The sequence below is a fragment of the Pseudomonas sp. FSL R10-2189 genome (assembly GCF_009600325.1).
Taxonomy (GTDB): Bacteria; Pseudomonadota; Gammaproteobacteria; order Pseudomonadales; family Pseudomonadaceae; genus Aquipseudomonas; species Aquipseudomonas helleri.
In genome coordinates, this window is the sequence record NZ_WIVZ01000019.1 from 67906 (window position 1) to 89159 (window position 21254).

The window sequence follows — 21254 nt, forward strand, 5'->3', positions numbered from 1 at the left end:
GCAAGTCTAGTCTCGCACGATGTTTAAACCGCGTCAGGCTCGACCATGGTCTGAGCGCGGCCTGGTGTCGCAGGGCGGCTTATTGGCCCAGTGTGCCAGGTCAATCTGTTCATTGAGTTGTTCGAGCGTTAATGGCGCTTCTGCAAACAAGATGCGAAACACCACCGGGGCGACGATCACGTTCAGCAGGCGGTCAATGTCCGGCAGTTGGTCGACGTGCCCACGGTGACGTTCGAGGATAATCCGCAATTGAGCGCCGAGGATCTGCACGCAGGTCCCTTTGGTCGGGCTGCTTTGCACGTCGCGCATCATGTTGCGCCCGGGTTCGGAGTTCATTTCATCCAGATACTGCTCGGCCCATGCCTGGATATCCCCGCGCAAACTGCCCGTGGCAAGTGGCTCGGTGTCGGGGCGCATGCGCTCCAGGGCAACGTCGGCGAGCAACACGTTCAAGTCGCCCCAGCGCCGATAAATGGTCGACGGGGTGACCCCGGCGAGGGTGGCCACCATGGGCACGGTGACGTTGGCGCGCTCGTGCTCCTTGAGCAATTGGCGCACCGCCGAATGGATTGATTCCTGCACGCGGGCACTTCGCCCGCCGGTGCGTACTTCCTTAGGTTGGTTCATGCGTAAAACCTTAACACAAAGAATTTGCTTTAAGCCGCAGGCCGTCGCACACTCCGCAAAAGCAAATTCTTAGCTTTAGCGAGGATGGTATGTCCAACAGCACTGATACCCCGGCTCCAAACCGTTCCAGCATGGTGTTTCTCGGGCTTACCGTCCTGACCTTTCTGGCGGCTTCGGCGGCGCCCACGCCGCTGTATCGTATCTACCAGGAAAACATGCACTTTTCGGCCGCCACCTTGACCCTGATCTTCGGCGTTTATGCCTTGAGCTTGCTGACGGCGCTGCTGACAGTGGGCTCATTGTCGGATTATTTGGGGCGTAGACCAGTCATTTTTTGCGCGTTGATCCTCGACATGCTGGCGATGGGTTTGTTTCTCAGCGCGGACAGCGTGGCCTGGCTGATTGCTGCGCGCGTGTTGCAAGGCTTTGCCACGGGCATGGCAACCAGTGCGCTGGGCGCTGCAATGCTGGACAACGACCGCCAGCAGGGGCCGCTGATCAATAGCATTTCACCCTTGGTGGGCATGGCCTGCGGGGCATTTGGCACCAGCGTGCTGGTGGAGTTCGCGCCGCAACCGTTGCACCTCGCGTACTGGGTATTGCTTGGCTTGCTGGCCGCCCAGGCCGTATATGTCTGGCGATTGCCCGAGAGCGTCAGCCCGCAACCCGGCGTACTGGGTTCGTTGCGGCCCCGCTTGCACATCCCGTCCCAAGCGCGTGCGGCGATGTGGCAGGTGTTGCCGGTCAACGTTGCCGTGTGGGCGATGGGGGGCTTTTATCTGGCGCTGGTGCCGTCACTGATACGTGCCGCCACGGGCTCAAACTCTTTTCTGGTGGGCGGGGCGATGGTGGCCGTGCTGACCTTGAGTGGCGCCCTGGCTATTTTCAGCATGCGCAATCAATCTGCCACGCGGGTGCTGACGCTGGGTTCCAGTCTGCTGGTGGTGGGGGTCAGCACAATCATGCTGGCCGTTCACAGCGGCAACCTCGGGCTGTTTTTCTTTGGCTCGCTAGTGGCTGGCAGTGGTTTTGGCACCGGCTTTTTAGGCAGCATCCGCAGTGTCGTGCCGTTGGCGCTGCCCCATGAGCGGGCGGGCTTGATGTCGGCTTTTTATATCCTCAGTTATCTGGCGTTCTGCCTGCCGGTATTGCTGGTGGGGAGCCTGACACGCATTTTTGGTCTGGTCAGAACCGCCGACGGCTTCAGTGTGGTGTTGATTGTGCTGGCGCTGGGGGCACTGTTGAGTGTGTTTTTAAGGCGAGCTGCCAGTACTTGCAAGGCTTGAGTCCGCGCCTTTCGCACATATATAGGTAAAACAGATAACAGTTAGAGAAATTACCCGTTATATAGATATTCGATTCAGTTCTACTCTTGAATCACCTCACAAGAGGAACAGGAGGAGCCCATGAATTGCACAACAACTGCCAAAGCTGACTTTCGGCCACTGAGCCAATTGCAGCACCCACGTGAAATGATTCGCCAGTTCACCCCGAACTGGTTTGCCGCCACCATGGGCACAGGCGTCCTGGCCCTGGCGCTGGCGCAATTGCCGGTGCCGATCCCGGGGCTGCATGCCGTTGCCGAAGGCCTCTGGCTGTTCAACATCGGTTTGTTCATTCTGTTCAGCCTGCTCTACGGCGCACGCTGGGTGCTGTATTTCGATGAAGCGCGGAGGATCTTCGGTCACTCCACCGTGTCGATGTTTTTCGGCACCATCCCCATGGGCCTGGCGACCATCATCAACGGTTTTCTGTTGTTTGGTGTCGCCCGCTGGGGCAGCGATATGGTCCAGGTGGCGCATGTGCTGTGGTGGCTGGATGTGGCCATGTCGCTGGCGTTCGGGGTGATGATCCCTTACATGATGTTCACCCGTCAGGATCACAGCATCGACCAGATGACCGCGGTCTGGCTGTTGCCGGTGGTGGCGGCTGAAGTGGCGGCGGCCAGTGGTGGCTTGCTCGCTCCGCATCTGACTGACCCGGTGATGCAGTTCCATGTGCTGATCACCAGCTATGTGCTGTGGGCGTTTTCGGTGCCGGTCGCTTTCAGCATTTTGACCATCCTGATGTTGCGTATGGCGCTGCACAAGTTGCCGCACGAAAACATGGCCGCGTCGAGCTGGCTGGCGCTGGGGCCGATTGGTACCGGTGCACTGGGTATGTTGCTGTTGGGGGCTGATTCGCCCGCGATTTTTGCCGCCAATGGTTTTGCCCGCATCGGTGAAATCGCTGAAGGCTTGGGTTTGATCTCGGGTATCGCGCTGTGGGGCTTCGGGCTGTGGTGGATCCTGATGGCGCTGCTGATCACTATCCGCTATTTCCGTGCCGGTATTCCGTTCAACCTGGGCTGGTGGGGCTTTACCTTCCCGCTGGGCGTTTACTCGCTGGCCACCTTGCGTCTGGGCCATGTGTTGCAGCTGGGTTTTTTCGATGTGGTGGGCTGTGTGCTGGTCGCGATGCTGGTGATGATGTGGTTCATTGTCGGTTCGCGCACCCTTAAAGGTGCCTGGCGCGGCGAGTTGTTTGTGTCGCCGTGCATCGCCGGTCTTAAGAAGTAATCCATGTGCCCAGGCTCTGTGCGAAAACGCCGGAATTGACGTTTTTCGTTACAGAACCTGGGTAAGGTTGTGTCTTGAGTGTTAAAACCACACTCCAAAGAGAAAGCCTCCGGCGCAACTTGAGTACATGGATGATGAGTCACCCTTCGCAGTTCAGTTTGCTCGGGAAGCGTCGCTTCCTGCCGTTCTTTGTCACCCAGTCCCTGGGTGCGCTCAATGACAACCTGTTCAAGCAGTCGCTGATTCTCGCCATCCTTTATAAGTTGAGCATCGACGGGGATCGCGGCATCTGGGTCAACCTGTGTGCGCTGCTCTTCATCATCCCGTTCTTTTTGTTCTCGGCGCTGGCCGGGCAATTTGGCGAAAAATACCCCAAAGACCAACTGATTCGTCTGATCAAGCTGGGCGAAATAGCAATCATGGTCGTCGGCGCCATCGGTTTTGCGTTCGATCATTTGACCTTGATGCTGGTTGCGCTGTTTGCCATGGGCACCCACTCGGCGCTGTTCGGTCCGGTGAAGTACTCGATCTTGCCGCAGACCCTGCACGACGATGAACTGGTGGGCGGTAACGGCCTGGTTGAAATGGGCACCTTCCTGTCGATTCTGGCGGGCACCATCGGCGCCGGGATCATGCTCTCGTCGCAGCACTACACGGTGATCGTGTCAGGGGTGATTGTCTCGGTGGCCGTGCTCGGGTATCTGGCCAGTCGCGCCATACCGCGAGTTGCCGCCGACACTCCAGAGTTGCGCCTTAACTGGAACATCTTCAGTGAGACCTGGGCCACGCTGCGCCTGGGCTTGAATCAGACGCCTGCCGTGTCGCGTTCAGTGGTTGGCAACTCGTGGTTCTGGTTTGTCGGGGCGATTTATCTCACGCAAATCCCGGCCTACGCCAAAGAGTGGCTGTACGGCGACGAAACCGTGGTGACGCTGATTCTGACCGTGTTTTCGGTGGGCATTGCCGTGGGTTCGATGCTGTGCGAAAAGCTCTCGGGGCGTAAGGTCGAAATCGGTCTGGTGCCGTTTGGCTCATTTGGTCTGACTGTATTTGGCCTGTTGCTGTGGTGGCATTCGGGGCACATGCCGCAAAACATCCAGGCCAACGACTGGCTCGGCGTACTGGGCTTTAGCCAGGCCTGGTGGGTGCTGCTGGATATTCTGGGGCTGGGCGTGTTTGGCGGCTTCTATATAGTGCCGTTGTACGCGCTGATCCAGTCGCGCACCGCCGAAAACGAACGCGCCCGGGTCATCGCCGCCAACAACATTCTCAATGCGCTGTTTATGGTGGTGTCGGCCGTCGTCACCATTCTGCTGCTGAGCGTGGCCAAGCTGACGATTCCAGAGCTGTTTCTGGTGGTGTCGTTGCTGAACATCGCGGTGAACACCTACATCTTCAAAATCGTCCCTGAATTCACCATGCGTTTCATGATCTGGCTGCTCAGCCATTCCATGTACCGCGTCAAACACAAAAACCTGGAAGCCATCCCGGATGAAGGGGCGGCCTTGTTGGTGTGCAACCACGTGTCGTTCGTGGACGCGTTGTTGATTGGTGGCGCAGTGCGTCGTCCGATTCGCTTTGTGATGTATTACAAAATCTACAACTTGCCGGTGCTCAACTTTATCTTCCGGACGGCGGGCGCGATTCCGATTGCCGGGCGTTCAGAAGACGAGGCGACCTACGAGCGTGCGTTCAGAAAGATTGCCCAGTATTTGAATGACGGTGAGCTGGTGTGCATCTTCCCGGAAGGCAAGTTGACCAGTGATGGCCAGATCAGCGAGTTCAAGGCGGGTGTTCGGGTGATTTTGGAGCAGACGCCGGTGCCGGTGATTCCGATGGCGTTGCAAGGCCTGTGGGGCAGCTTTTTCAGCCGTGACCCGAACAAGGGTTTTTTCCACCGCTTGTGGTCGCGGGTCACCCTGGTGGCGGGCGCGCCGATACCGGCCAGCGAAGCCACACAAAAGCTGTTGCGTGAGCGGGTCAGTGAATTGCGCGGAGATGTGGCGTGAGGTAAAGGCTGGGGAGGGCGAGCCAGTCTCGCGATCTTTTGAGGGTTAGAAGATCGCGAGACACGTTCTGGCGTTTAGCTGCTGAGTTTAAGCCCGGCCAGACCGGCAATGATCAGTGCAACGCTGGCCAATCGGAACAGTGCCATGGACTCACCAAACAGGATGATCCCGGCGATGACCGTGCCGACTGCGCCGACGCCCGTCCAGATGGCATAAGCGGTGCCCAGTGGCAGCTCTTTCATGGCCAGGCCGAGCAGGCCAAGGCTGACCAGCATGGCTGCAACGGTCAAAGCGGTGGGGATTGGCCGGGTGAAGCCTTCGGTGTATTTGAGGCCGACGGCCCAGCCCACTTCAAACAGACCGGCAAAAAACAGAATAATCCAGGACATGGTTATCTCCATCAATTGATGGGGTCGTCCCCAGATTAATCACTCGATGAGTCGCAGGGTCGTCCCCGCAGTGCGCACTATATTGCACACGATTTTTCTGACGATCAACCCCGAGTTTTCAGTCAGCGGATGGCTGGTTGGCCTTTAAGCGATCATCCTTTTCACTCATTCGGCGGAAATACGTCGACAGCAGCGCCCCCGAAATGTTGTGCCACACACTGAACAGCGCACTGGGCACGGCTGCCAGCGGCGAAAAGTGCGCGCTGGCCAATGCAGCGCCCAAGCCGGAGTTCTGCATGCCGACTTCCAGGGCCAGGGATTTGCGTTGGGCCAAGGGCAGTTTGAACAGGCGGCCGGTAAAGTAGCCGAGCAAGTAGCCAAAGCTGTTATGCAACATGACCACGGCCATGATCAACAGGCCCGACTCGGCGATTTTTGCCTGACTGGCGGCCACCACGGCGGCAACGATAATCACAATGCTGACCACCGATACCAGCGGCAGCACGTCGACCGCGAAGTGCACGCGGGCGCCGAGCAAGCGTTGTACCAGCACGCCCAGCACAATCGGCAGCAGCACCACTTGCAGGATTGACCAGAACAGCTCCATAAACGACACCGGCAACCAGGCCGACGCCAGCAGCCAGATCAGCGCCGGGGTCAGTAATGGGGCGAGGAGGGTGGTCACGGCCGCAATCGCCACGGACAGGGCCAGGTCGCCCCGCGCCAGCCAGGTCATGACATTGGAAGACGTGCCGCTTGGGCAGCAACCCACCAGAATCACCCCGACGGCAATCTCGGGCGGCAGGTGGAAAATCTGGCAGAGCAACCACGCCACACCGGGCATGATCACGAAATGAGCAACCACGCCTAGCGCAACGCGCCACGGGTGGCGGGCGACTTCAGCGAAGTCATCGAGTTTAAGGGTCAGGCCCATGCCGAACATCACTACACCCAGAAGCGGCACGATGGCGCTTTTGAGGCCGATAAACCAGCCGGGCTGCAGAAACGCCAGCACGGCAAAAATAAGCACCCAGTAAGCAAAGGTATTACCGACAAAGCGGCTTAAAGCAGCAAGTGCACGCATGGTGTTCCTTATTATGGTCAGGCTTTTGTGGGAGCGGGCTTGCTCGCGATGCAAGCCACTCGGTCATTTTGATGTACGAGTCGATCCAATCGCGAGCAAGCCCGCTCCCACGGGCGTCAGGGTTAAATCCCTTGTGGGATTTCTTCGCCGCCCAGCGCTTCAAACAACTGCGGCAAGAACTCGCCGAAGGTCAGCATCATCAGGGTGAAGCTGGCGTCTTGTTGGCCAAGGTCGTCGTCACCGCCGTTCTGTTCGGCTTCGTCTTGCAGCAGGTCTTCAAACTTCAGGCGTTTGACCACCAGTTTGTCGTCCAGCACAAACGACAGCTTGTCTTGCCAGGCCAGCGACAGTTGGGTCACGACTTTGCCAGTGCTCAGGTGCAACTGGATTTCATCACTGGTCAGGTCCTGACGCTTGCAGCGGATAATCCCGCCGTCTTCGTGGGTGTCGCGCAGTTCGCACTCGTCCAGCACAAAGAAGTTGTCGGCCGCTTTTTGGGTTTTGACCCATTCGGTCATGGTGGCGCTTGGCGCGACTTTTACGCCCAGCGGGCGAACCGGGAGTGAGCCGATCACTTCATGCAGGGTGGACAGCAAGTCTTCAGCGCGCTTAGGGCTGGAGGCGTTGACCAGGATCAGGCCCTGTTTTGGCGCGATGGCGGCAAAGGTGGCCGAACGGCGAATAAAGGCACGCGGCAGGAAGGCCTGGATGATTTCATCCTTGAGCTGGTCACGCTCCTTCTTATAGACCTTGCGCATTTGTTCGGCTTCGATCTCTTCGACCTTCTCCTTTAATGCATCACGCACAACGCTGCCTGGCAGGATGCGTTCTTCTTTACGGGCGGCAATCAGCAGGAAGTCCTGGCTGGCGTGAACCAGCGGTGCGTCTTCGCCTTTGCCGAAAGGGGCGACGAAACCGTAGGTGGCTAATTCCTGGCTTGCACACGGGCGGGCCGGTTTGGTGGCCAGTGCCGTTTCCAGCACCTGCGCATCAAAAGGCAGATCTTGGGTCAGGCGATAGATAAGCAGGTTTTTGAACCACATGGGGTGAATCACTCCTTTATACAAAGAGGGCATTATTCGCTTGATAGCCTTAATAGGCCAACCCTGCGCTAAGCCTTTGTCGTGCATAAGAAAATTATTTTAAAAAGTGCTTGCCAGACTATAGGTCGCTCCGTAGAATGCGCGCCACACCGAGAGTGAAAGGGTGATTAGCTCAGCTGGGAGAGCATCTGCCTTACAAGCAGAGGGTCGGCGGTTCGATCCCGTCATCACCCACCATTCGCTCACAGTGTTACGCGCAGCGGTAGTTCAGTCGGTTAGAATACCGGCCTGTCACGCCGGGGGTCGCGGGTTCGAGTCCCGTCCGCTGCGCCATTTTTTGTACCACAAGCCCCTTGAACGCTTGTGGTTGGAAAGGTCCGCTGAATGCAGGCTTTTCCTGAAAGGCTTCGATTCAGCAGCTCGCTGTTGAATCAAAGATGCAGGGCGTTGGAAACGGTAGTTTTTAAACGGTTTTGAAAAAAACTTGAATAAAAACAACCACTTACACAAAAAGTGTGAGAGAATGCGCCCCGCAACGAGAGTGAAGTGAAAGGGTGATTAGCTCAGCTGGGAGAGCATCTGCCTTACAAGCAGAGGGTCGGCGGTTCGATCCCGTCATCACCCACCATTCGCTTTCAGTGTTACGCGCAGCGGTAGTTCAGTCGGTTAGAATACCGGCCTGTCACGCCGGGGGTCGCGGGTTCGAGTCCCGTCCGCTGCGCCATATTCGGAACACAAGCCCCTTGAACGCTTGTGTTCCACAGAAAGCCCGCCTAGTGCGGGCTTTTTTGTGCGCGTGTGTTTTATACGGCCTGTAGGAGCGAGCTTGCCTCGCGATCTTTTAAAACTCAAAAGATCGCGAGACAAGCTCGCTCCTACAGGTTTACTACACAGGCGCTTTAGAAATCCCAGCGCGTGCTCACCATCACGTTGCGCGGATCACCGTAATACGACGAGTTGTAGAAACCGATGTTGGTGTAATACGACTTGTCGAACACGTTGTTCAGGTTGACCGTGGCCGAGAGGTTTTTGCTGATCTGGTAGCGCGCCATCAGATCCACCAGCCAGTACGGGTCTTGGGAAAACTTCTCCACGGTGCCGCCCTTGTTCCAGTTGGTCAGCATTTGCCAGCCCGTGCCTTGCCAGCGTACGCCACCGCCCAGGGTGAGTTTGTCCCAGTCGCCGGTCAGCTTATAGCTGGTGTACAGGTTGATCTGGTCTTCGGGCTCCCAGGTAGACACCTTCTTGCCGCCTTTTTCGCGGCTGACCTTGTGCGTGTAGCCCGCTTGCAGTTGCCAGCCGGGCAGCAGTTCGCCCGAGATTTCTGCTTCGTAACCCTTGGTCGTGGCCTTGATGCCCTTGTAGGCGTACTCGATGTCCGGGTTGGTCGGGTTCGCGTTGTAGGCGGTGTCGTCTTCCGGGCGGTTGTCCTGGTGCACTTCGAAGTAGGCCAGGCTTGAATTCAGGCGTCCGTCAAAGAACTCGCCCTTTAAACCGATCTCGTAGTTGGTGCCTTCATCGGGCTCAAGCATTTTGTTGTTGCGGTCGCGGTAATACGACTGAGGCAAGAAGATTTCGGTGTAGCTGGCGTAGGCCGAGATGTTTTGATTGATGTCGTAAATCAACCCCGCATACGGCAACACCTTGCCGGTGTCCTTGGCCTGGCTGGTGCCGGTGAGGGTGTAGTCGGCCACGCGGGTGCCGAGCATCAGGGTCAGGTCATCGGTAAGGCTGAAACGGCCAGTGATGTAGGTGCCGGTCTGACGGGTGGTTTCGTCGTTTCGCGAGGTCACGTTGCCCCAGTCCGGCTCATACGCATCGCCTTTCCAGTTGTAGTAGTCGTACATGCTTTTAAACTGGATGGCGCTGGTGTAGTCGTTGCCGGTCCAGTGCGAGCGCGATACCGAACCGCCAACCACCAGTTCATGCTCGCGGCCCAGGAATTCGAATGGGCCAGTGGCGTAGATGTCGCCGCTGTCGCTGACGTATTCGCCGGTGTATTTGCGCGCCAGCAGCCGTGCTTCGCCTGTTTCTACATTGGGGAACAGCAAAGCACCGAGCGGGGCGTTGTAGCCGTTGATCTGGTGGTTGTACTGGGCTTTGGCGACCCAGCCATTGTCAAAACTGTGTTCGAGGGTGGCGAACGCGGTGCGCGTGTATTGCTTCCAGCTGCTCCACTTGGCGCCGTTGTTGAACGAGCGCGGGGTGCTGATGCGCTCACCGGCGGAGTTGAACAGCGAAGCGCTGCCCGACCAGCTGGAGCCTTTGGGGTTGTTGTCCTGATAATCGGCGCCGAGTGTGAGCAAGGTGTCGGGGTCCAGATCAATCTCAAGAATCCCGTAATAGACCTCACTGTCGCGTTTGTAGTGGTCCATGAACGAGTGCTTGTCCTGGTAGGCCGCTACGGCCCGGCCCCGCACATTGCCGCTTTCGGTCAGTGGCCCGCTGACGTCGATTTCCGAGCGGTAGTTGTCCCACGAGCCGGCGCCGACATCGATGTGGGCCTTGAGCTCGCGGGTGGGCTTTTTACGCACCATGTTGATGGTGCCGCCGGGGCCGCCAGCGCCGGTGAGCAAGCCCGTTGCGCCCTTGAGGATTTCTACGCGGTCATAAATCGCGGTGTCGGTGAGGGTGTGCCCGGCGGAGTATTGCGGGTCTTGCAGGATCGGGATGCCGTCGTATTGGAAGTTCTTGATCGCAAAGCCGCGCGAATAATAGCTGGTGCGGTCGCTGTCATAGGTGGCCACGGTGATGCCGGGGGTATGGCGCATCACGTCATCAATCGAGGTGAGACCAAAATCGTCCATTGCCTGGCGCGTGACAACCGAAATGGACTGCGGGGTTTCGCGGGGTGTCAGCACCATGCGCGTGGCGGTGGCGATGCTGCCGGGGGTGTAGGAACCCGAGCCTTCAGTGATGGTGCCCAACTGGTTGGCGCTGACCTGGGTTGCGCCCAATTCCAGCGCGCTACCCGCCGCGGGCAAGGCGTCGAGCATGTAACCGTTAGTGCTCTTGACCACGGTGTAGCCGCTGCCGTGCAGCAGTGTTTCAAAGCCGCTTTGTTCGTTGTAGACCCCATGCAGACCAGGTGTGGTCAGCCCTTCAAGGTTGTGTGACTGAAAAATGATCGCCACGCCCGCCTGTTGTGCGAAGCGATTCAAGGCGCTGCTCAGCGGTCCGGCAGGAATATCGTAAGTCTGCACGGCCGTTTGCGCCTGGGCGATCGAGGTGCTCAACACGCCGGCCGCCGACGCCACAATCAAATGAATGGCCAGTGTCAGCGGCTTGCAGGCCTGAGGGCGAAAACGCCCGCGGCGAAGGGAGGAGGTCAGCATGGAGAACGCAATCCTTTATGGGTCTGTATACCTTCCTTGACGGCTGACGCTGAAAAAGCGGAACGAATGCGAATTATTATTTTTTAGGCGGCGGCAACTGGCTGATCACAATCAGCCACGGGGTATAGGTTTTGATGCTCAACGGCAGGGTGTCGGCGATCAATTGCAGCGCCCGGTCGGTGTCATCCAGCGGCAACACGGCCGTCACGCGCAAGTTGGCCAAGGCGTTGCGATCAAACTGCAGATGGCCGCGGCGATGGCGCGCTATCTCATCCAGCACCTGATCCAGCGGCTGGTTTTCGACCACCAACTGATGGCGACGCCAGGCTTCGTTGATGCTGGCGGGGTCTACCGTGCCAGACAGTTTTACCGCGTCGCGGCTGATCAGCGCCCTTGAGCCGGCGCCCACTTCCAGGGTTTGTTGCTCGTTGGCACTTTGCGCCGCCACCCGCGACTGCAGCATGCTCAGCACGGTGGTGTCTGCCAGATGATTGACCACAAAACGGGTGCCCAGAGCGCGCATGGTGCCCTGCGCGGTCTGCACGATAAAGGGGCGGGAGCGGTCATGCGCCACCTCGACCAAAATTTCGCCCTGGAGCAATTCAATCCGTCGCTCCGTGCTGTTGAAGTGCACGTTGACGGCGCTGGCACCGCTGAGGGTGAGGGTAGAGTCGTCCGCCAGGTGCAGGGTCTTCCAGTCGTTGGGTCCGGTGCTGATATCGGCCAGCCAGCGTTCGGGGTACTGGCTTTTTAGCGTCAGGGTCACGGGCAAGGCCAGGCATGCAGCAATCAGCACAACACGCAGTATCTGCTTGCGCGGGGCCGTGGATTTACGCCCGGTAAAGGCGGCATTCAGTGCGGCCTTTGCCGGTGCCGACTGTTCGCGCAGCGATTGCAGGCGACTGATAGCGTCTTGCATGCGCTGCGCGGCGGCGGCATGTTGCGGGCTCTGCTGCTTCCAGCACTCGAACTCAAGACGCACTGCGTCGCTGAAGCCTTCTTCGTGCAGGCGCAACATCCATTCGGCCGCTTGCTCATCGATGATCTGGCGAGATGCTGGCATCAGGTGTCCAGACTATGGCTGCAGTGCAGCAAGGCTTGAATCAGGTATTTGCGCACGGTGCGGTCGGATAACCCCAGTTGGCGGGCGATCTCGCTTTGGGTCAGGCCGTCGAGGTAATACAGGACAAACGCCTGGCGGACGTTGTCGTGCAGGCCTTCGAGCATAAAGGCGATGTGTTCAAGGGCTTCTAGGGTGCTGAGGATGTGTTCGGGGGACTGAAAGCCTTCCAGTGCCTCGGCGGTCAGGGCCAGCTCTTGCAGATAAGCGTTTTCGATATGCTTGCGGCGCACTTGATCGATGATCAACCGACGGGCGGTGGTGCTCAGAAACGCTCGCGGCTCGCGCAGGGAGGCCACCGACTCACGAGCATTGAGAATTCGGGCGAAGGTGTCCTGAGCCAGATCGGCAGCATTGTGCGCACAGCCGAGTTTTCGGCGCAGCCAGCCAAACAACCAGCCGTGATGTTCGCAGTACAGGTCTGAAATCGCGGCCTGAAACGGAGGTTCACCCGAAGACATAGAATATTACTCAAACGTTATTGAGAATTATTGCTAATTCTGAACGTAAGTTCGGGGTAAACGCAAGCGGGCGAAACAACTGTAGGAGCGAGCTTGTCTCGCGATCTTTTGATCTTTAAAAGATCGCGAGACAAGCTCGCTCCTACAGGGTGGGGTGTTTAGTGCTTGGCGATCAGGTTGCCGGCGTGCAGGCCGCATTCCTTTTGCGTCGCTTCTTCCCACCACCAGCGGCCTTCGCGTTCGTGCTGGTTAGGCAGGACCGGGCGGGTGCAAGGCTCACAGCCAATGCTGATGTAACCGCGCTCATGCAGGCTGTTGTACGGCAGCTCGAGCATGCGGATGTAGCCCCAGACTTCCTCGCTGGTCATTTGCGCCAGCGGGTTGAATTTGTACAGCGGGCGCTCTGGCGTCGAGAACGCGCCGTCAATTTCCAGTGCCGCGACCTGGCTGCGGGTGCCAGGGCTTTGGTCACGGCGCTGGCCGGTCGCCCAGGCTTTAACAGTCGACAGTTTGCGGCGCAGGGGTTCGATCTTGCGCACGCCGCAGCATTCGCCGTGGCCGTCTTTGTAAAAGCTGAACAAGCCTTTTTCTTTGACGAACGGTTCCAGCTTGGTCTGGTCCGGCGAGATCAGTTCGATCTGGATCTTGTAGTGATCGCGCACTTGTTCAATAAAGCGATAGGTCTCGGGGTGCAGGCGCCCGGTGTCGAGGCTGAACACTTTGACGTTCTTGTTGAGCTTCCAGGCCATGTCCACCAGCACCACGTCTTCGGCGCCGCTGAACGAGATCCAGAGTTCGTCGCCAAAATGTTCAAAGGCGAGTTTGAGAATGTCCTGCGGGGACTTGCTGGCGTATGTCGCGGCTGTTTGCGCAACGTCGAACGGATGGCTCATCAGGCGGTTTCCTACGGTGAATGGCGCTGGGCGCTCTCTAGTGGGGCGGATGGTAGCAAAAACCGCGCGCTACAGGGTTTGCAGCGTGTCGAGCAGCACCTTCACTTTGGTGATCGATTCTTGATATTCATCGTGCCAGTCAGAGTCGGCAACGATCCCGCCGCCGCCCCAGCAATTGACCCGGCCATCTTTGACCAGCAGGCTGCGAATGGCGATTGAGCTGTCCATTTCTCCGCGCACATCCAGGTACAGCAGCGAGCCGCAGTAAATGCTACGCCGGGTGGGTTCCAGCTCATCAATGATCTGCATGGCGCGGATTTTCGGTGCACCGGTAATCGAGCCGCCGGGGAAGCTGTCACCGATCAGGTCCAGCGCGTCTTTGCCCGGTGCCAGTTCACCGACAACGCTGCTCACCAAGTGGTGAACGTTAGGGTAGCTTTCGAGGGCGATCAATTGCGGCACGCTCACCGAGCCGGTGCGGCAGGTGCGGCCCAGGTCATTGCGCAACAAGTCGACGATCATCAGGTTTTCCGCCCGGTCCTTGGTGCTTGCCAGCAATTGGGCGGCGTTGGCGGCATCTTCTGCCGGATTTTGCCCCCGTGGGCGCGTGCCTTTGATCGGTCGGGTTTCGACCTGATTCTGGCTGACATGCACAAAGCGCTCGGGCGACAGGCTGAGGATGGCCGTGTCTTCGGGCAGGCTGACAAAGCCTGAAAACGGCGTCGGGCATGCTTCGCGCAAGGCGCAATAGGCAGCCCACGGGTCGCCCTCGCACGGGGCGCTGAAACGCTGGGTGTAATTGACTTGGTAGCAGTCGCCCGCCTGAATGTAGTGCTGGATTTTTTGCAGGGCGTGTTGGTAAAACTCAGCGCTGATGTCGGGCTGCATGGGGTGTTTGAGCGAGAACGTGCCGGGTTCGGTCTGCGCGGGCTGAGCGAACAGCTCAATCAGGCGCTCGCGCTCGGCCACTGCCAGGCTGGGGTGAAACACCAGTTGGCTGGTCGCCGCCTGGTGGTCGCTGACCAGCGCCCAGGCATACAGCCCGAGCCGTGCATCGGGTAAATGCAGGTCGTTGAGCGACTGGGCGGGCAGGTGTTCAAGCTGGCGGCCGAAGTCATAGCTCAGGTAGCCGATCAGCCCGCCGACAAAAGGCAGCTCATAGGGCGCAGGCAGTTCAGCGTCGCCCAGTTGTTTTAGCGCATCACGCAGACGTTGCAGAAACCCGCGCCCTGATTCATCCGCCCGCACGCTTAACGCTTCGACTGGCCAGGCGCTCAGCAGGTCATAGCGCCCGCGCTCTGCGGCGGGACGCCCGCTGTCCAGCAACACAGCGCCAGGGGCATGGCGAATCGCCGCAAAATAAACGGCAGGGTTGGGGTGGTAGGGCAGGGGGTGTACAGAGCAGGTCAACATGCGACGCCAATCAGCCAACGGAGCGGGGTGCTGATTGTAGTCTCGTGTAGGACGTCAAGGCTATGTGGCCGTTGTAGGAGCGAGCTTGTCTCGCGATCTTTTAAAGGCCAAAAGATCGCGAGGCAAGCTCGCTCCTACAGGTTATTCGCTCTGATGGATATGCCCGAACAGCTCTTGGGTAAAGCGCACGCGCTCTTCGGGGGTTTCTTGAATGCCTTTTTCTGCCAGTTCGGCGAGGTGGGCTTCAACGGCGTGGGTGCGCAGGGTCAGGCCGCAGTTGTTGGCGATCTGGATGTTAAGGCCCGGGCGGGCATTGAGTTCGAGAATCAACGGGCCTTTGTCCTGGTCCAGCACCATGTCGACCCCGATATAGCCCAGGCCGCATAGCTCATAGCAACCGGCGGCCAGCTTCATGAAGCCGTCCCAGTTGGGCAGTTGCACGCCGTCCACCGCATTGGTGGTGTCCGGGTGCTTGCTGATGATGCTGTTCAGCCACGTGCCGCGCAGGGTCAGGCCGGTTGCCAGGTCAACACCCACACCGATGGCGCCCTGGTGCAGGTTGGCCTTGCCGCCCGATTGGCGGGTCGGCAAGCGCAGCATGGCCATTACCGGGTAGCCCATCAGCACAATGATGCGAATGTCCGGCACGCCTTCGTAGCTGATGCTTTTGAAGATCTGGTCAGGCGTGACACGGTACTCGATCAGTGCCCGGTCACGGTGCCCGCCCAGCGAATACAGGCCGGTGAGGATGCTGGAAATCTGATGTTCGATTTCTTCGTGGCTGATGATCTTGCCCGACACGGTGCGAAAGCGGTCTTCGAAGCGGTCAGCAATCACCAGGATGCCATCGCCGCCCGCGCCTTGCGCGGGCTTGATCACGAAGTCCGAGCGGCCACCGATGATGTCATCGAGTTTCTCGATTTCTTTCTCGGTGGAGATCACCCCGTACAACTCCGGCACATCAATGCCGGCGGCAATGGCGCGCTCTTTGGTGATGATCTTGTCATCCACAATCGGGTACAGGCTGCGTTTGTTGTACTTGAGTACGTAGTCCGCATTGCGCCGATTGATGCCCATGATGCCCTTGGCTTCCAGGGCCTTCCAGGTCTTCCAGAAGCCAAACATCAGGAGTCAGCCTTCAAGAACGCTTTGAAACGCACCAGTTCGGTCAGGCGGTAGCCGCGATAGCGACCCATGGCCAGCATGAAGGCCACCAGAATCAGCAGCACGGCCGGGAAGGTGAACACGAAGTACACCAGCTCAGGCACGCTCATCACCAGGTAGGCCAAGGTGGCGGCGAACAGGGTGCCGATAGCGACTTTCATGGCATGGCCGCCGCCACGCTCTTCCCAGGTGATCGACAGGCGCTCGATGGTCATGGTCAGAATCACCATCGGGAACAGTGCCACCGACAGCCCGCGTTCAAGGCCCAGTTTGTGGCTGAACAGGCTGATGGCGGCGATCAGGATCACCACGAACGTCAGCACCACCGACAACCTGGGCAGCATCTGCAGCTTCAGGTGTTCCAGATAGGAACGCAGCATTAACCCGAGCGCCGTTATCACCGTAAACAGGATGATGCCGAACTCCAGTTGGGTTTCGCGGAACGCCAGGGCGATCAGTACCGGGGTAAAGGTGCCGAGGGTTTGCAGGCCGATCAGGTTGCGCAAGACCAGAATCACCAATACACCAATCGGGATCATCACCATGATCATGAAGGTCTGCTGGGTTTGCAGCGGCAAGCCGTACAGCGAGTACTCCAGGAAGTTGGCGTCAGTGTTCTCGTCGGTCAACTTGGCCAGGCGAATGGCGTTCATTTCGCTGTTGTTGAGGCTGAACGTGACGTTGGCTTTTTTGCCGCCATCCATCGTCACCAGCGGCTCGTCGCCGATCCACCACAGCAGGCGGTCAGACGGCAGGCCTTGCTCGCCCGATTCCGGGTTGAAGTACAGCCAGTCATTGCCGTTGAAGCTGCGCAGCCACAGCTCCGGGTTTTGCGGTTGATCGGCGACCAGGCGGATGGTGTGCACGCGCTCCATCGGGACGTGGGCAATCGACAGCAGCAATTCAATGATCTGGGCTTTGTGCGGGGTCGACGGGTCGCCCGCCAGCAGCAATTTGACGTTGTCATCATTGAGGTTGTTCACCCGCTTGATGGTTTCGCTGATAAAGGTTTCGACGTCGGCAGAGTGCTGGCGAATCGGCGCGAGCAGGGCTTCGGCGGCGATTTTTTCGGGGCCGTCGACGGCGATGCTGTCGCGGAACACCGGGCCTTTGACCTTGGTTTTGTCGCCCGAATAACGCTTGGTCAGGACCAGGCGGTAGTAAAGGGTTTGCTTGCCGCTGACCCTGCGTGCCGACCAGGTGACCTTGCGGTTGCCGTCGACGCGGTTGACGCTCACCCCGTAGTTGTTCGAGATAAAGCTCTCATTGAGGCTGACGTAATCGCGGTTAAGCGGCGGGACGAACATCTGGATTTTGACCGGGTCTTTGGCGTTGGCCACGAACTCGACCTTGGCGTCGATGTTCCACAGGTCGTCGGTCGCGTCTTCGGTCACAGGGATGCCGATGACGAAAATCTGGTAGGCGGTAATTGAAATGCCCAACACCAACAGAATGGTGATCAAGATTTTCAGGTGAAGGGTAAGAGCGCGCATTTCAATTACTCTGCGATTTGAGCGTTAGCGACGCAGGCAGGTTTGCCAGCAGCGTATTTAAGACTGGGGTCGACCAGCGCATCAAAGCGTTTAAGCGCTTCGGAGCCAATCAACAGCGGGTATTGGAACGCACTTCGGTCGGTCAAGTTCACTTCGATGGTGCGTAAAGCCTTGCCCATACAAATTTCCAGGCTGATGACCGGGCGCGAGGTGTAGTTCTTGTCGGCCTGCGGGTCGTAGTCACCCGAGCGGCGTTTGATCTTGCTCACACGGGCCAGCGGGCGTTCGATGGGGTGGCTGTGGGCGTCGTCGATGGCCAGGTAAAAGCGCACCCAGCTTTCACCGTCACGTTTAAAACGTTTGATGTCGCGGGCGCTCAGCGAGGCGGTTTTGGCGCCGGTGTCGAGTTTGGCTGCAACCAGCAGGTCAATCCCTGCCAGTTCGGCGTATTCATTCAGGCCGTACACGGTTTTTTCGCCGCCAAGGCTCAGGCCCGGCAGGGACAGCAGACATAGAAAGGTGAAGAGGGTGATGAATTTCATAAATTGAGGCGTGATCTCTTGCAATCTTCAGTTCAAGGCGACTGGCAACGATGCAAGTTTCCTCGTGCGGCTGCCCGATGGATGGGGGCAGGGCGGATGCGGCGGGCATTCTAACATGATGGTTTTATGGCGCCAGCGTTCGCGCCGTCTGCGCGGGCGGTAAGTGATGTCGATTCCACCAAGGTCTTATTCGACGATTGTCGACAATCCACATTTATCCTTTGACTGATAGCGCTTAAATGGCTAGTTTTGGCGCTATTGATTTCGAAGGTGTCGACAATATGCAGCAAGCACTGGAGCCGTCCCTGGTTACCCAGGATGACTCGGAAACCTTGTCCGAGAACGTCTTTCGACGCATTCAGGCGGCCATTGTCAAAGGCGAAATCGCCCCGGGCAGCAAGATCTCCGAGCCTGAACTGGCGCGCACCTACGGCATCAGCCGCGGCCCCCTGCGTGAGGCGATTCATCGGCTTGAAGGCCAGCGTTTGCTGGTGCGCGTCCCGCATGTCGGCGCCCGCGTGGTCTCGTTGAGCCATGCCGAGCTGATCGAACTCTACGAAATCCGCGAGTCCCTTGAAGGCATGGCCTGCCGTTTGGCGGCCGAGCGCATGAGCGATGAAGACATCGCCGAGTTGCGCCAGGTGCTCGAAACCCATGAGCGCGATGAGGCGTTTCAGGCGGGTGTCGGGTATTACCAGCAAGAAGGCGACTTTGATTTTCATTACAAGATTATTCAAGGCAGCGGCAATCGCACGCTGACCCAGATGCTCTGCGGTGAGTTGTATCAACTGGTGCGCATGTACCGCATCCAGTTTTCTGCCACCCCCAATCGCCCGCACCAGGCGTTTGCCGAGCACCACCGGATTCTCGATGCCATTGCCGATCGCGACGGCGAACTGGCCGAGTTGTTGATGCGCCGCCACATCGGCGCTTCCAAACGCAATATCGCGCGTCACTACCAAGACAGCGCCCAGCAGACAGCCACTCCACGAGGTGAGTCATGAGCAATAAAAACAGTCCAGGCCAGCGTTTCCGTGATGCAGTCGCCAGCGAACACCCGTTGCAAGTCGTCGGTGCGATCAACGCCAACCACGCACTGCTGGCCAAGCGTGCCGGTTTCAAGGCGATTTACCTGTCGGGTGGCGGTGTCGCTGCGGGTTCGCTGGGCGTGCCGGACCTGGGCATTACCGGCCTGGACGACGTGCTGACCGACGTGCGCCGTATCACTGACGTGTGCGACCTGCCGCTGCTGGTAGACGTGGACACGGGCTTTGGTTCGTCGTTCTTCAACGTTTCGCGCACGGTCAAGTCGATGATCAAATTTGGCGCTGCGGCCATTCACATCGAAGACCAGGTCGGCGCCAAGCGCTGTGGCCATCGCCCGAACAAAGAGATCGTTTCGCAGCAAGAAATGATCGACCGTATTAAAGCTGCAGTGGATGCGCGTACTGATGACAGCTTCGTGATCATGGCGCGCACAGATGCGCTGGCGGTCGAAGGCCTGGAGTCGGCGCTTGAGCGTGCGGCGGCGTGTGTTGAAGCCGGTGCCGACATGGTCTTCCCGGAAGCCATCACCGAGCTTGAGATGTACAAACTGTTTGCCGACCGGGTCAAGGCGCCGATTCTGGCCAACATCACCGAGTTCGGCGCAACGCCGCTGTACACCACCGAACAATTGGCCAGCGTTGATGTCTCGCTGGTGCTGTACCCGCTGTCGGCGTTCCGGGCGATGAACAAGGCAGCAGAGAACGTCTACGGCGCCATCCGCCGCGACGGCACCCAGCAAAACGTGATCGACACCATGCAAACCCGCATGGAGCTGTACGACGCCATCAACTACCACGAATTCGAGCAGAAGCTCGACGCGCTGTTTGCAGCGAAGAAATAACCCAGAGATATGTACAAAGACTTGCCGAATCCCTAACAAATTCAAGATTGGAGAGCGCAATGGCCGAAGCAAAAGTATTGAGCGGTGCCGGATTACGTGGCCAGGTGGCCGGGCAAACAGCCCTGTCGACGGTCGGTCAGGAAGGCGCCGGCCTCACTTATCGGGGTTATGACGTGCGTGAACTGGCAGCCGATGCCCAGTTCGAAGAAGTGGCTTACCTGCTGCTGTACGGCGAACTGCCGACTAAAACCCAGCTGGCTGACTACACCGCCAAGCTGAAAACCCTGCGCGACTTGCCGCAAGCGCTAAAAGAAGTGCTGGAACGCATCCCCGCAGACGCCCACCCGATGGATGTGATGCGCACCGGTTGCTCGTTTCTGGGCAATCTGGAGCCGGAGAAAGACTTCTCCGAGCAGTTGGACAAGACCAACCGCCTGCTGGCCGCCTTCCCGGCGATCATGTGCTACTGGTACCGCTTCAGCCACGACGCCAAGCGCATCGAGTGCGTGAGCGATGAAGCGTCGATTGGCGGTCACTTCCTGCACCTGCTGCACGGCAAAAAGCCGAGCGAGTTGCACGTCAAAGTGATGAACGTGTCGCTGATCCTCTATGCCGAACACGAGTTCAACGCCTCAACCTTCACCGCCCGTGTCTGTGCATCGACGCTGTCCGATCTGTATTCGTGCATCACTGCGGCCATCGGCTCGCTGCGCGGCCCGCTGCACGGTGGCGCCAACGAAGCGGCCATGGAAATGATCGAGCGCTTTGCCTCGGCTGAAGACGCGGTCGAGGGCACTCTCGGCATGCTGGCGCGCAAAGACAAGATCATGGGCTTTGGCCACGCGATCTACAAAGACAGCGACCCGCGTAACGAGGTGATTAAGGGTTGGTCGAAAAAGCTGGCTGAAGAAGTGGGCGATACCGTGCTGTTCCCGGTGTCCGAAGCCATCGACAAAACCATGTGGGAGCAAAAGAAGCTGTTCCCCAACGCCGACTTCTACCATGCCTCGGCGTACCACTTCATGGGCATCCCGACCAAGCTGTTCACCCCGATCTTTGTCTGCTCGCGCCTGACCGGCTGGGCTGCACACGTGTTCGAACAGCGCGCCAACAACCGCATCATCCGTCCAAGCGCCGAGTACATCGGCGTTGAACAGCGCAAGTTCGTGCCAATCGAGCGTCGCTGACAAGCAGGGCAGTGGCCGCCCCTTTACCGGCGCGGCCACTCGCCCTCT

General features: G+C 58.7%; 18 protein-coding genes and 4 tRNA genes. 10 read left to right on the forward strand and 12 right to left on the reverse strand.

Annotated features, from left to right (window positions below):
- Positions 1–33: 33 nt before the first annotated feature.
- A complete protein-coding gene (locus GHO32_RS15065) occupies positions 34–627 on the reverse strand; it encodes a TetR/AcrR family transcriptional regulator (protein ID WP_153333917.1) in 594 nt (197 codons plus the stop codon).
- An 89-nt stretch (positions 628–716) separates the two neighbouring features.
- On the opposite strand from GHO32_RS15065, the gene GHO32_RS15070 reads away from it, so the two are divergent.
- From GHO32_RS15070 to GHO32_RS15080, 3 genes are all read left to right on the forward strand, one after another.
- Positions 717–1913 (forward strand): MFS transporter, encoded by a 1197-nt coding sequence (locus GHO32_RS15070; protein WP_153333919.1) that lies wholly within the window; start codon positions 717–719, stop codon positions 1911–1913.
- A 120-nt stretch (positions 1914–2033) separates the two neighbouring features.
- Positions 2034–3185, forward strand: a complete 1152-nt coding sequence (locus GHO32_RS15075) for a TDT family transporter (RefSeq protein ID WP_153333921.1) — start codon at positions 2034–2036, stop codon at positions 3183–3185.
- Between the two features lie 134 nt (positions 3186–3319).
- Positions 3320–5194 carry an MFS transporter gene (locus GHO32_RS15080; RefSeq protein ID WP_153333960.1) on the forward strand — a complete coding sequence of 625 codons (1875 nt, stop codon included), beginning with the start codon at positions 3320–3322 and terminating at the stop codon, positions 5192–5194.
- A gap of 74 nt (positions 5195–5268) precedes the next feature.
- Here GHO32_RS15080 and sugE read toward each other — a convergent pair whose 3' ends face one another.
- The 3 genes from sugE to rdgC all read right to left on the reverse strand — a co-directional run bounded on the left by sugE (position 5269) and on the right by rdgC (position 7710).
- Positions 5269–5583 carry a quaternary ammonium compound efflux SMR transporter SugE gene (gene sugE / locus GHO32_RS15085; RefSeq protein ID WP_048369794.1) on the reverse strand — a complete coding sequence of 105 codons (315 nt, stop codon included), beginning with the start codon at positions 5581–5583 and terminating at the stop codon, positions 5269–5271.
- Between the two features lie 118 nt (positions 5584–5701).
- Positions 5702–6667 carry a bile acid:sodium symporter family protein gene (locus GHO32_RS15090; protein WP_153333923.1) on the reverse strand — a complete coding sequence of 322 codons (966 nt, stop codon included), beginning with the start codon at positions 6665–6667 and terminating at the stop codon, positions 5702–5704.
- Positions 6668–6789: 122 nt separating this feature from the next.
- Positions 6790–7710: a recombination-associated protein RdgC gene (rdgC, locus tag GHO32_RS15095; protein WP_153333925.1), complete on the reverse strand. Its 921-nt coding sequence runs from the start codon at positions 7708–7710 to the stop codon at positions 6790–6792.
- A 161-nt stretch (positions 7711–7871) separates the two neighbouring features.
- On the opposite strand from rdgC, the gene GHO32_RS15100 reads away from it, so the two are divergent.
- The 4 genes from GHO32_RS15100 to GHO32_RS15115 all read left to right on the forward strand — a co-directional run bounded on the left by GHO32_RS15100 (position 7872) and on the right by GHO32_RS15115 (position 8434).
- Positions 7872–7947: transfer RNA gene (locus GHO32_RS15100), tRNA-Val, on the forward strand.
- A gap of 19 nt (positions 7948–7966) precedes the next feature.
- A tRNA-Asp gene (locus GHO32_RS15105) sits at positions 7967–8043 on the forward strand.
- A gap of 219 nt (positions 8044–8262) precedes the next feature.
- Positions 8263–8338 (forward strand) — tRNA-Val (locus GHO32_RS15110).
- Between the two features lie 19 nt (positions 8339–8357).
- Positions 8358–8434, forward strand: a tRNA-Asp gene (locus tag GHO32_RS15115).
- 175 nt (positions 8435–8609) lie between these two features.
- Here the strand turns inward: GHO32_RS15115 and GHO32_RS15120 are convergent.
- The 8 genes from GHO32_RS15120 to GHO32_RS15155 form a co-directional block, all read right to left on the reverse strand.
- Positions 8610–11045, reverse strand: a complete 2436-nt coding sequence (locus GHO32_RS15120) for a TonB-dependent siderophore receptor (protein WP_153333927.1) — start codon at positions 11043–11045, stop codon at positions 8610–8612.
- A gap of 76 nt (positions 11046–11121) precedes the next feature.
- Positions 11122–12108 (reverse strand): FecR family protein, encoded by a 987-nt coding sequence (locus GHO32_RS15125; protein WP_153333929.1) that lies wholly within the window; start codon positions 12106–12108, stop codon positions 11122–11124.
- Positions 12108–12626: a sigma-70 family RNA polymerase sigma factor gene (locus GHO32_RS15130; RefSeq protein WP_048386824.1), complete on the reverse strand. Its 519-nt coding sequence runs from the start codon at positions 12624–12626 to the stop codon at positions 12108–12110. The genes GHO32_RS15125 and GHO32_RS15130 overlap by 1 nt, the downstream gene beginning before the upstream one ends.
- Positions 12627–12784: 158 nt before the next feature.
- Positions 12785–13519: a phosphoadenylyl-sulfate reductase gene (locus GHO32_RS15135; protein WP_048369806.1), complete on the reverse strand. Its 735-nt coding sequence runs from the start codon at positions 13517–13519 to the stop codon at positions 12785–12787.
- 69 nt (positions 13520–13588) lie between these two features.
- A complete protein-coding gene (pabB, locus tag GHO32_RS15140; RefSeq protein WP_153333931.1) occupies positions 13589–14932 on the reverse strand; it encodes an aminodeoxychorismate synthase component I in 1344 nt (447 codons plus the stop codon).
- Between the two features lie 141 nt (positions 14933–15073).
- Complete coding sequence (locus GHO32_RS15145; RefSeq protein ID WP_153333378.1) at positions 15074–16057, reverse strand: alpha-L-glutamate ligase-like protein; 984 nt, start codon at positions 16055–16057, stop codon at positions 15074–15076.
- The gene (locus tag GHO32_RS15150; RefSeq protein WP_123751834.1) at positions 16057–17589 is read right to left on the reverse strand and encodes an inactive transglutaminase family protein; all 1533 of its coding nucleotides are present in this window, start codon (positions 17587–17589) and stop codon (positions 16057–16059) included. Before GHO32_RS15150 ends, GHO32_RS15145 begins: the two co-directional genes overlap by 1 nt.
- Positions 17590–17594: 5 nt before the next feature.
- Positions 17595–18131, reverse strand: coding sequence for an ATP-dependent zinc protease (locus GHO32_RS15155; protein ID WP_048369813.1), 537 nt, complete (start codon positions 18129–18131; stop codon positions 17595–17597).
- Between the two features lie 281 nt (positions 18132–18412).
- Here GHO32_RS15155 and GHO32_RS15160 point away from each other — a divergent pair, with 281 nt between their 5' ends.
- From GHO32_RS15160 to prpC, 3 genes are read left to right on the forward strand one after another with little or no spacing between them, the layout of a single operon-like run.
- Entirely contained in the window at positions 18413–19135 is a 723-nt protein-coding gene (locus tag GHO32_RS15160) for a GntR family transcriptional regulator (RefSeq protein ID WP_153333934.1), read from the forward strand.
- Entirely contained in the window at positions 19132–20019 is an 888-nt protein-coding gene (gene prpB / locus GHO32_RS15165) for a methylisocitrate lyase (protein WP_048369817.1), read from the forward strand. Before GHO32_RS15160 ends, prpB begins: the two co-directional genes overlap by 4 nt.
- Before the next feature lie 59 nt (positions 20020–20078).
- Positions 20079–21206: a 2-methylcitrate synthase gene (gene prpC, locus GHO32_RS15170; RefSeq protein ID WP_048369818.1), complete on the forward strand. Its 1128-nt coding sequence runs from the start codon at positions 20079–20081 to the stop codon at positions 21204–21206.
- The last annotated feature ends 48 nt before the right edge of the window (positions 21207–21254 follow it).

Bases quoted from the DNA above. Each gene is read 5' to 3' on its own strand.
- GHO32_RS15070 (WP_153333919.1), top strand. From the start codon at position 717: ATGTCCAACAGCACTGATACCCCGGCTCCAAACCGTTCCAGCATGGTG.
- prpB (WP_048369817.1), top strand. From the start codon at position 19,132: ATGAGCAATAAAAACAGTCCAGGCCAGCGTTTCCGTGATGCAGTCGCC.
- GHO32_RS15135 (WP_048369806.1), bottom strand. From the start codon at position 13,519: ATGAGCCATCCGTTCGACGTTGCGCAAACAGCCGCGACATACGCCAGC.
- GHO32_RS15160 (WP_153333934.1), top strand. From the start codon at position 18,413: ATGCAGCAAGCACTGGAGCCGTCCCTGGTTACCCAGGATGACTCGGAA.
- GHO32_RS15150 (WP_123751834.1), bottom strand. From the start codon at position 17,589: ATGCGCGCTCTTACCCTTCACCTGAAAATCTTGATCACCATTCTGTTG.
- sugE (WP_048369794.1), bottom strand. From the start codon at position 5,583: ATGTCCTGGATTATTCTGTTTTTTGCCGGTCTGTTTGAAGTGGGCTGG.
- GHO32_RS15130 (WP_048386824.1), bottom strand. From the start codon at position 12,626: ATGTCTTCGGGTGAACCTCCGTTTCAGGCCGCGATTTCAGACCTGTAC.
- GHO32_RS15065 (WP_153333917.1), bottom strand. From the start codon at position 627: ATGAACCAACCTAAGGAAGTACGCACCGGCGGGCGAAGTGCCCGCGTG.
- prpC (WP_048369818.1), top strand. From the start codon at position 20,079: ATGGCCGAAGCAAAAGTATTGAGCGGTGCCGGATTACGTGGCCAGGTG.
- GHO32_RS15120 (WP_153333927.1), bottom strand. From the start codon at position 11,045: ATGCTGACCTCCTCCCTTCGCCGCGGGCGTTTTCGCCCTCAGGCCTGC.
- GHO32_RS15125 (WP_153333929.1), bottom strand. From the start codon at position 12,108: ATGCCAGCATCTCGCCAGATCATCGATGAGCAAGCGGCCGAATGGATG.
- GHO32_RS15145 (WP_153333378.1), bottom strand. From the start codon at position 16,057: ATGTTTGGCTTCTGGAAGACCTGGAAGGCCCTGGAAGCCAAGGGCATC.
- pabB (WP_153333931.1), bottom strand. From the start codon at position 14,932: ATGTTGACCTGCTCTGTACACCCCCTGCCCTACCACCCCAACCCTGCC.
- GHO32_RS15080 (WP_153333960.1), top strand. From the start codon at position 3,320: ATGAGTCACCCTTCGCAGTTCAGTTTGCTCGGGAAGCGTCGCTTCCTG.
- GHO32_RS15155 (WP_048369813.1), bottom strand. From the start codon at position 18,131: ATGAAATTCATCACCCTCTTCACCTTTCTATGTCTGCTGTCCCTGCCG.
- rdgC (WP_153333925.1), bottom strand. From the start codon at position 7,710: ATGTGGTTCAAAAACCTGCTTATCTATCGCCTGACCCAAGATCTGCCT.
- GHO32_RS15075 (WP_153333921.1), top strand. From the start codon at position 2,034: ATGAATTGCACAACAACTGCCAAAGCTGACTTTCGGCCACTGAGCCAA.
- GHO32_RS15090 (WP_153333923.1), bottom strand. From the start codon at position 6,667: ATGCGTGCACTTGCTGCTTTAAGCCGCTTTGTCGGTAATACCTTTGCT.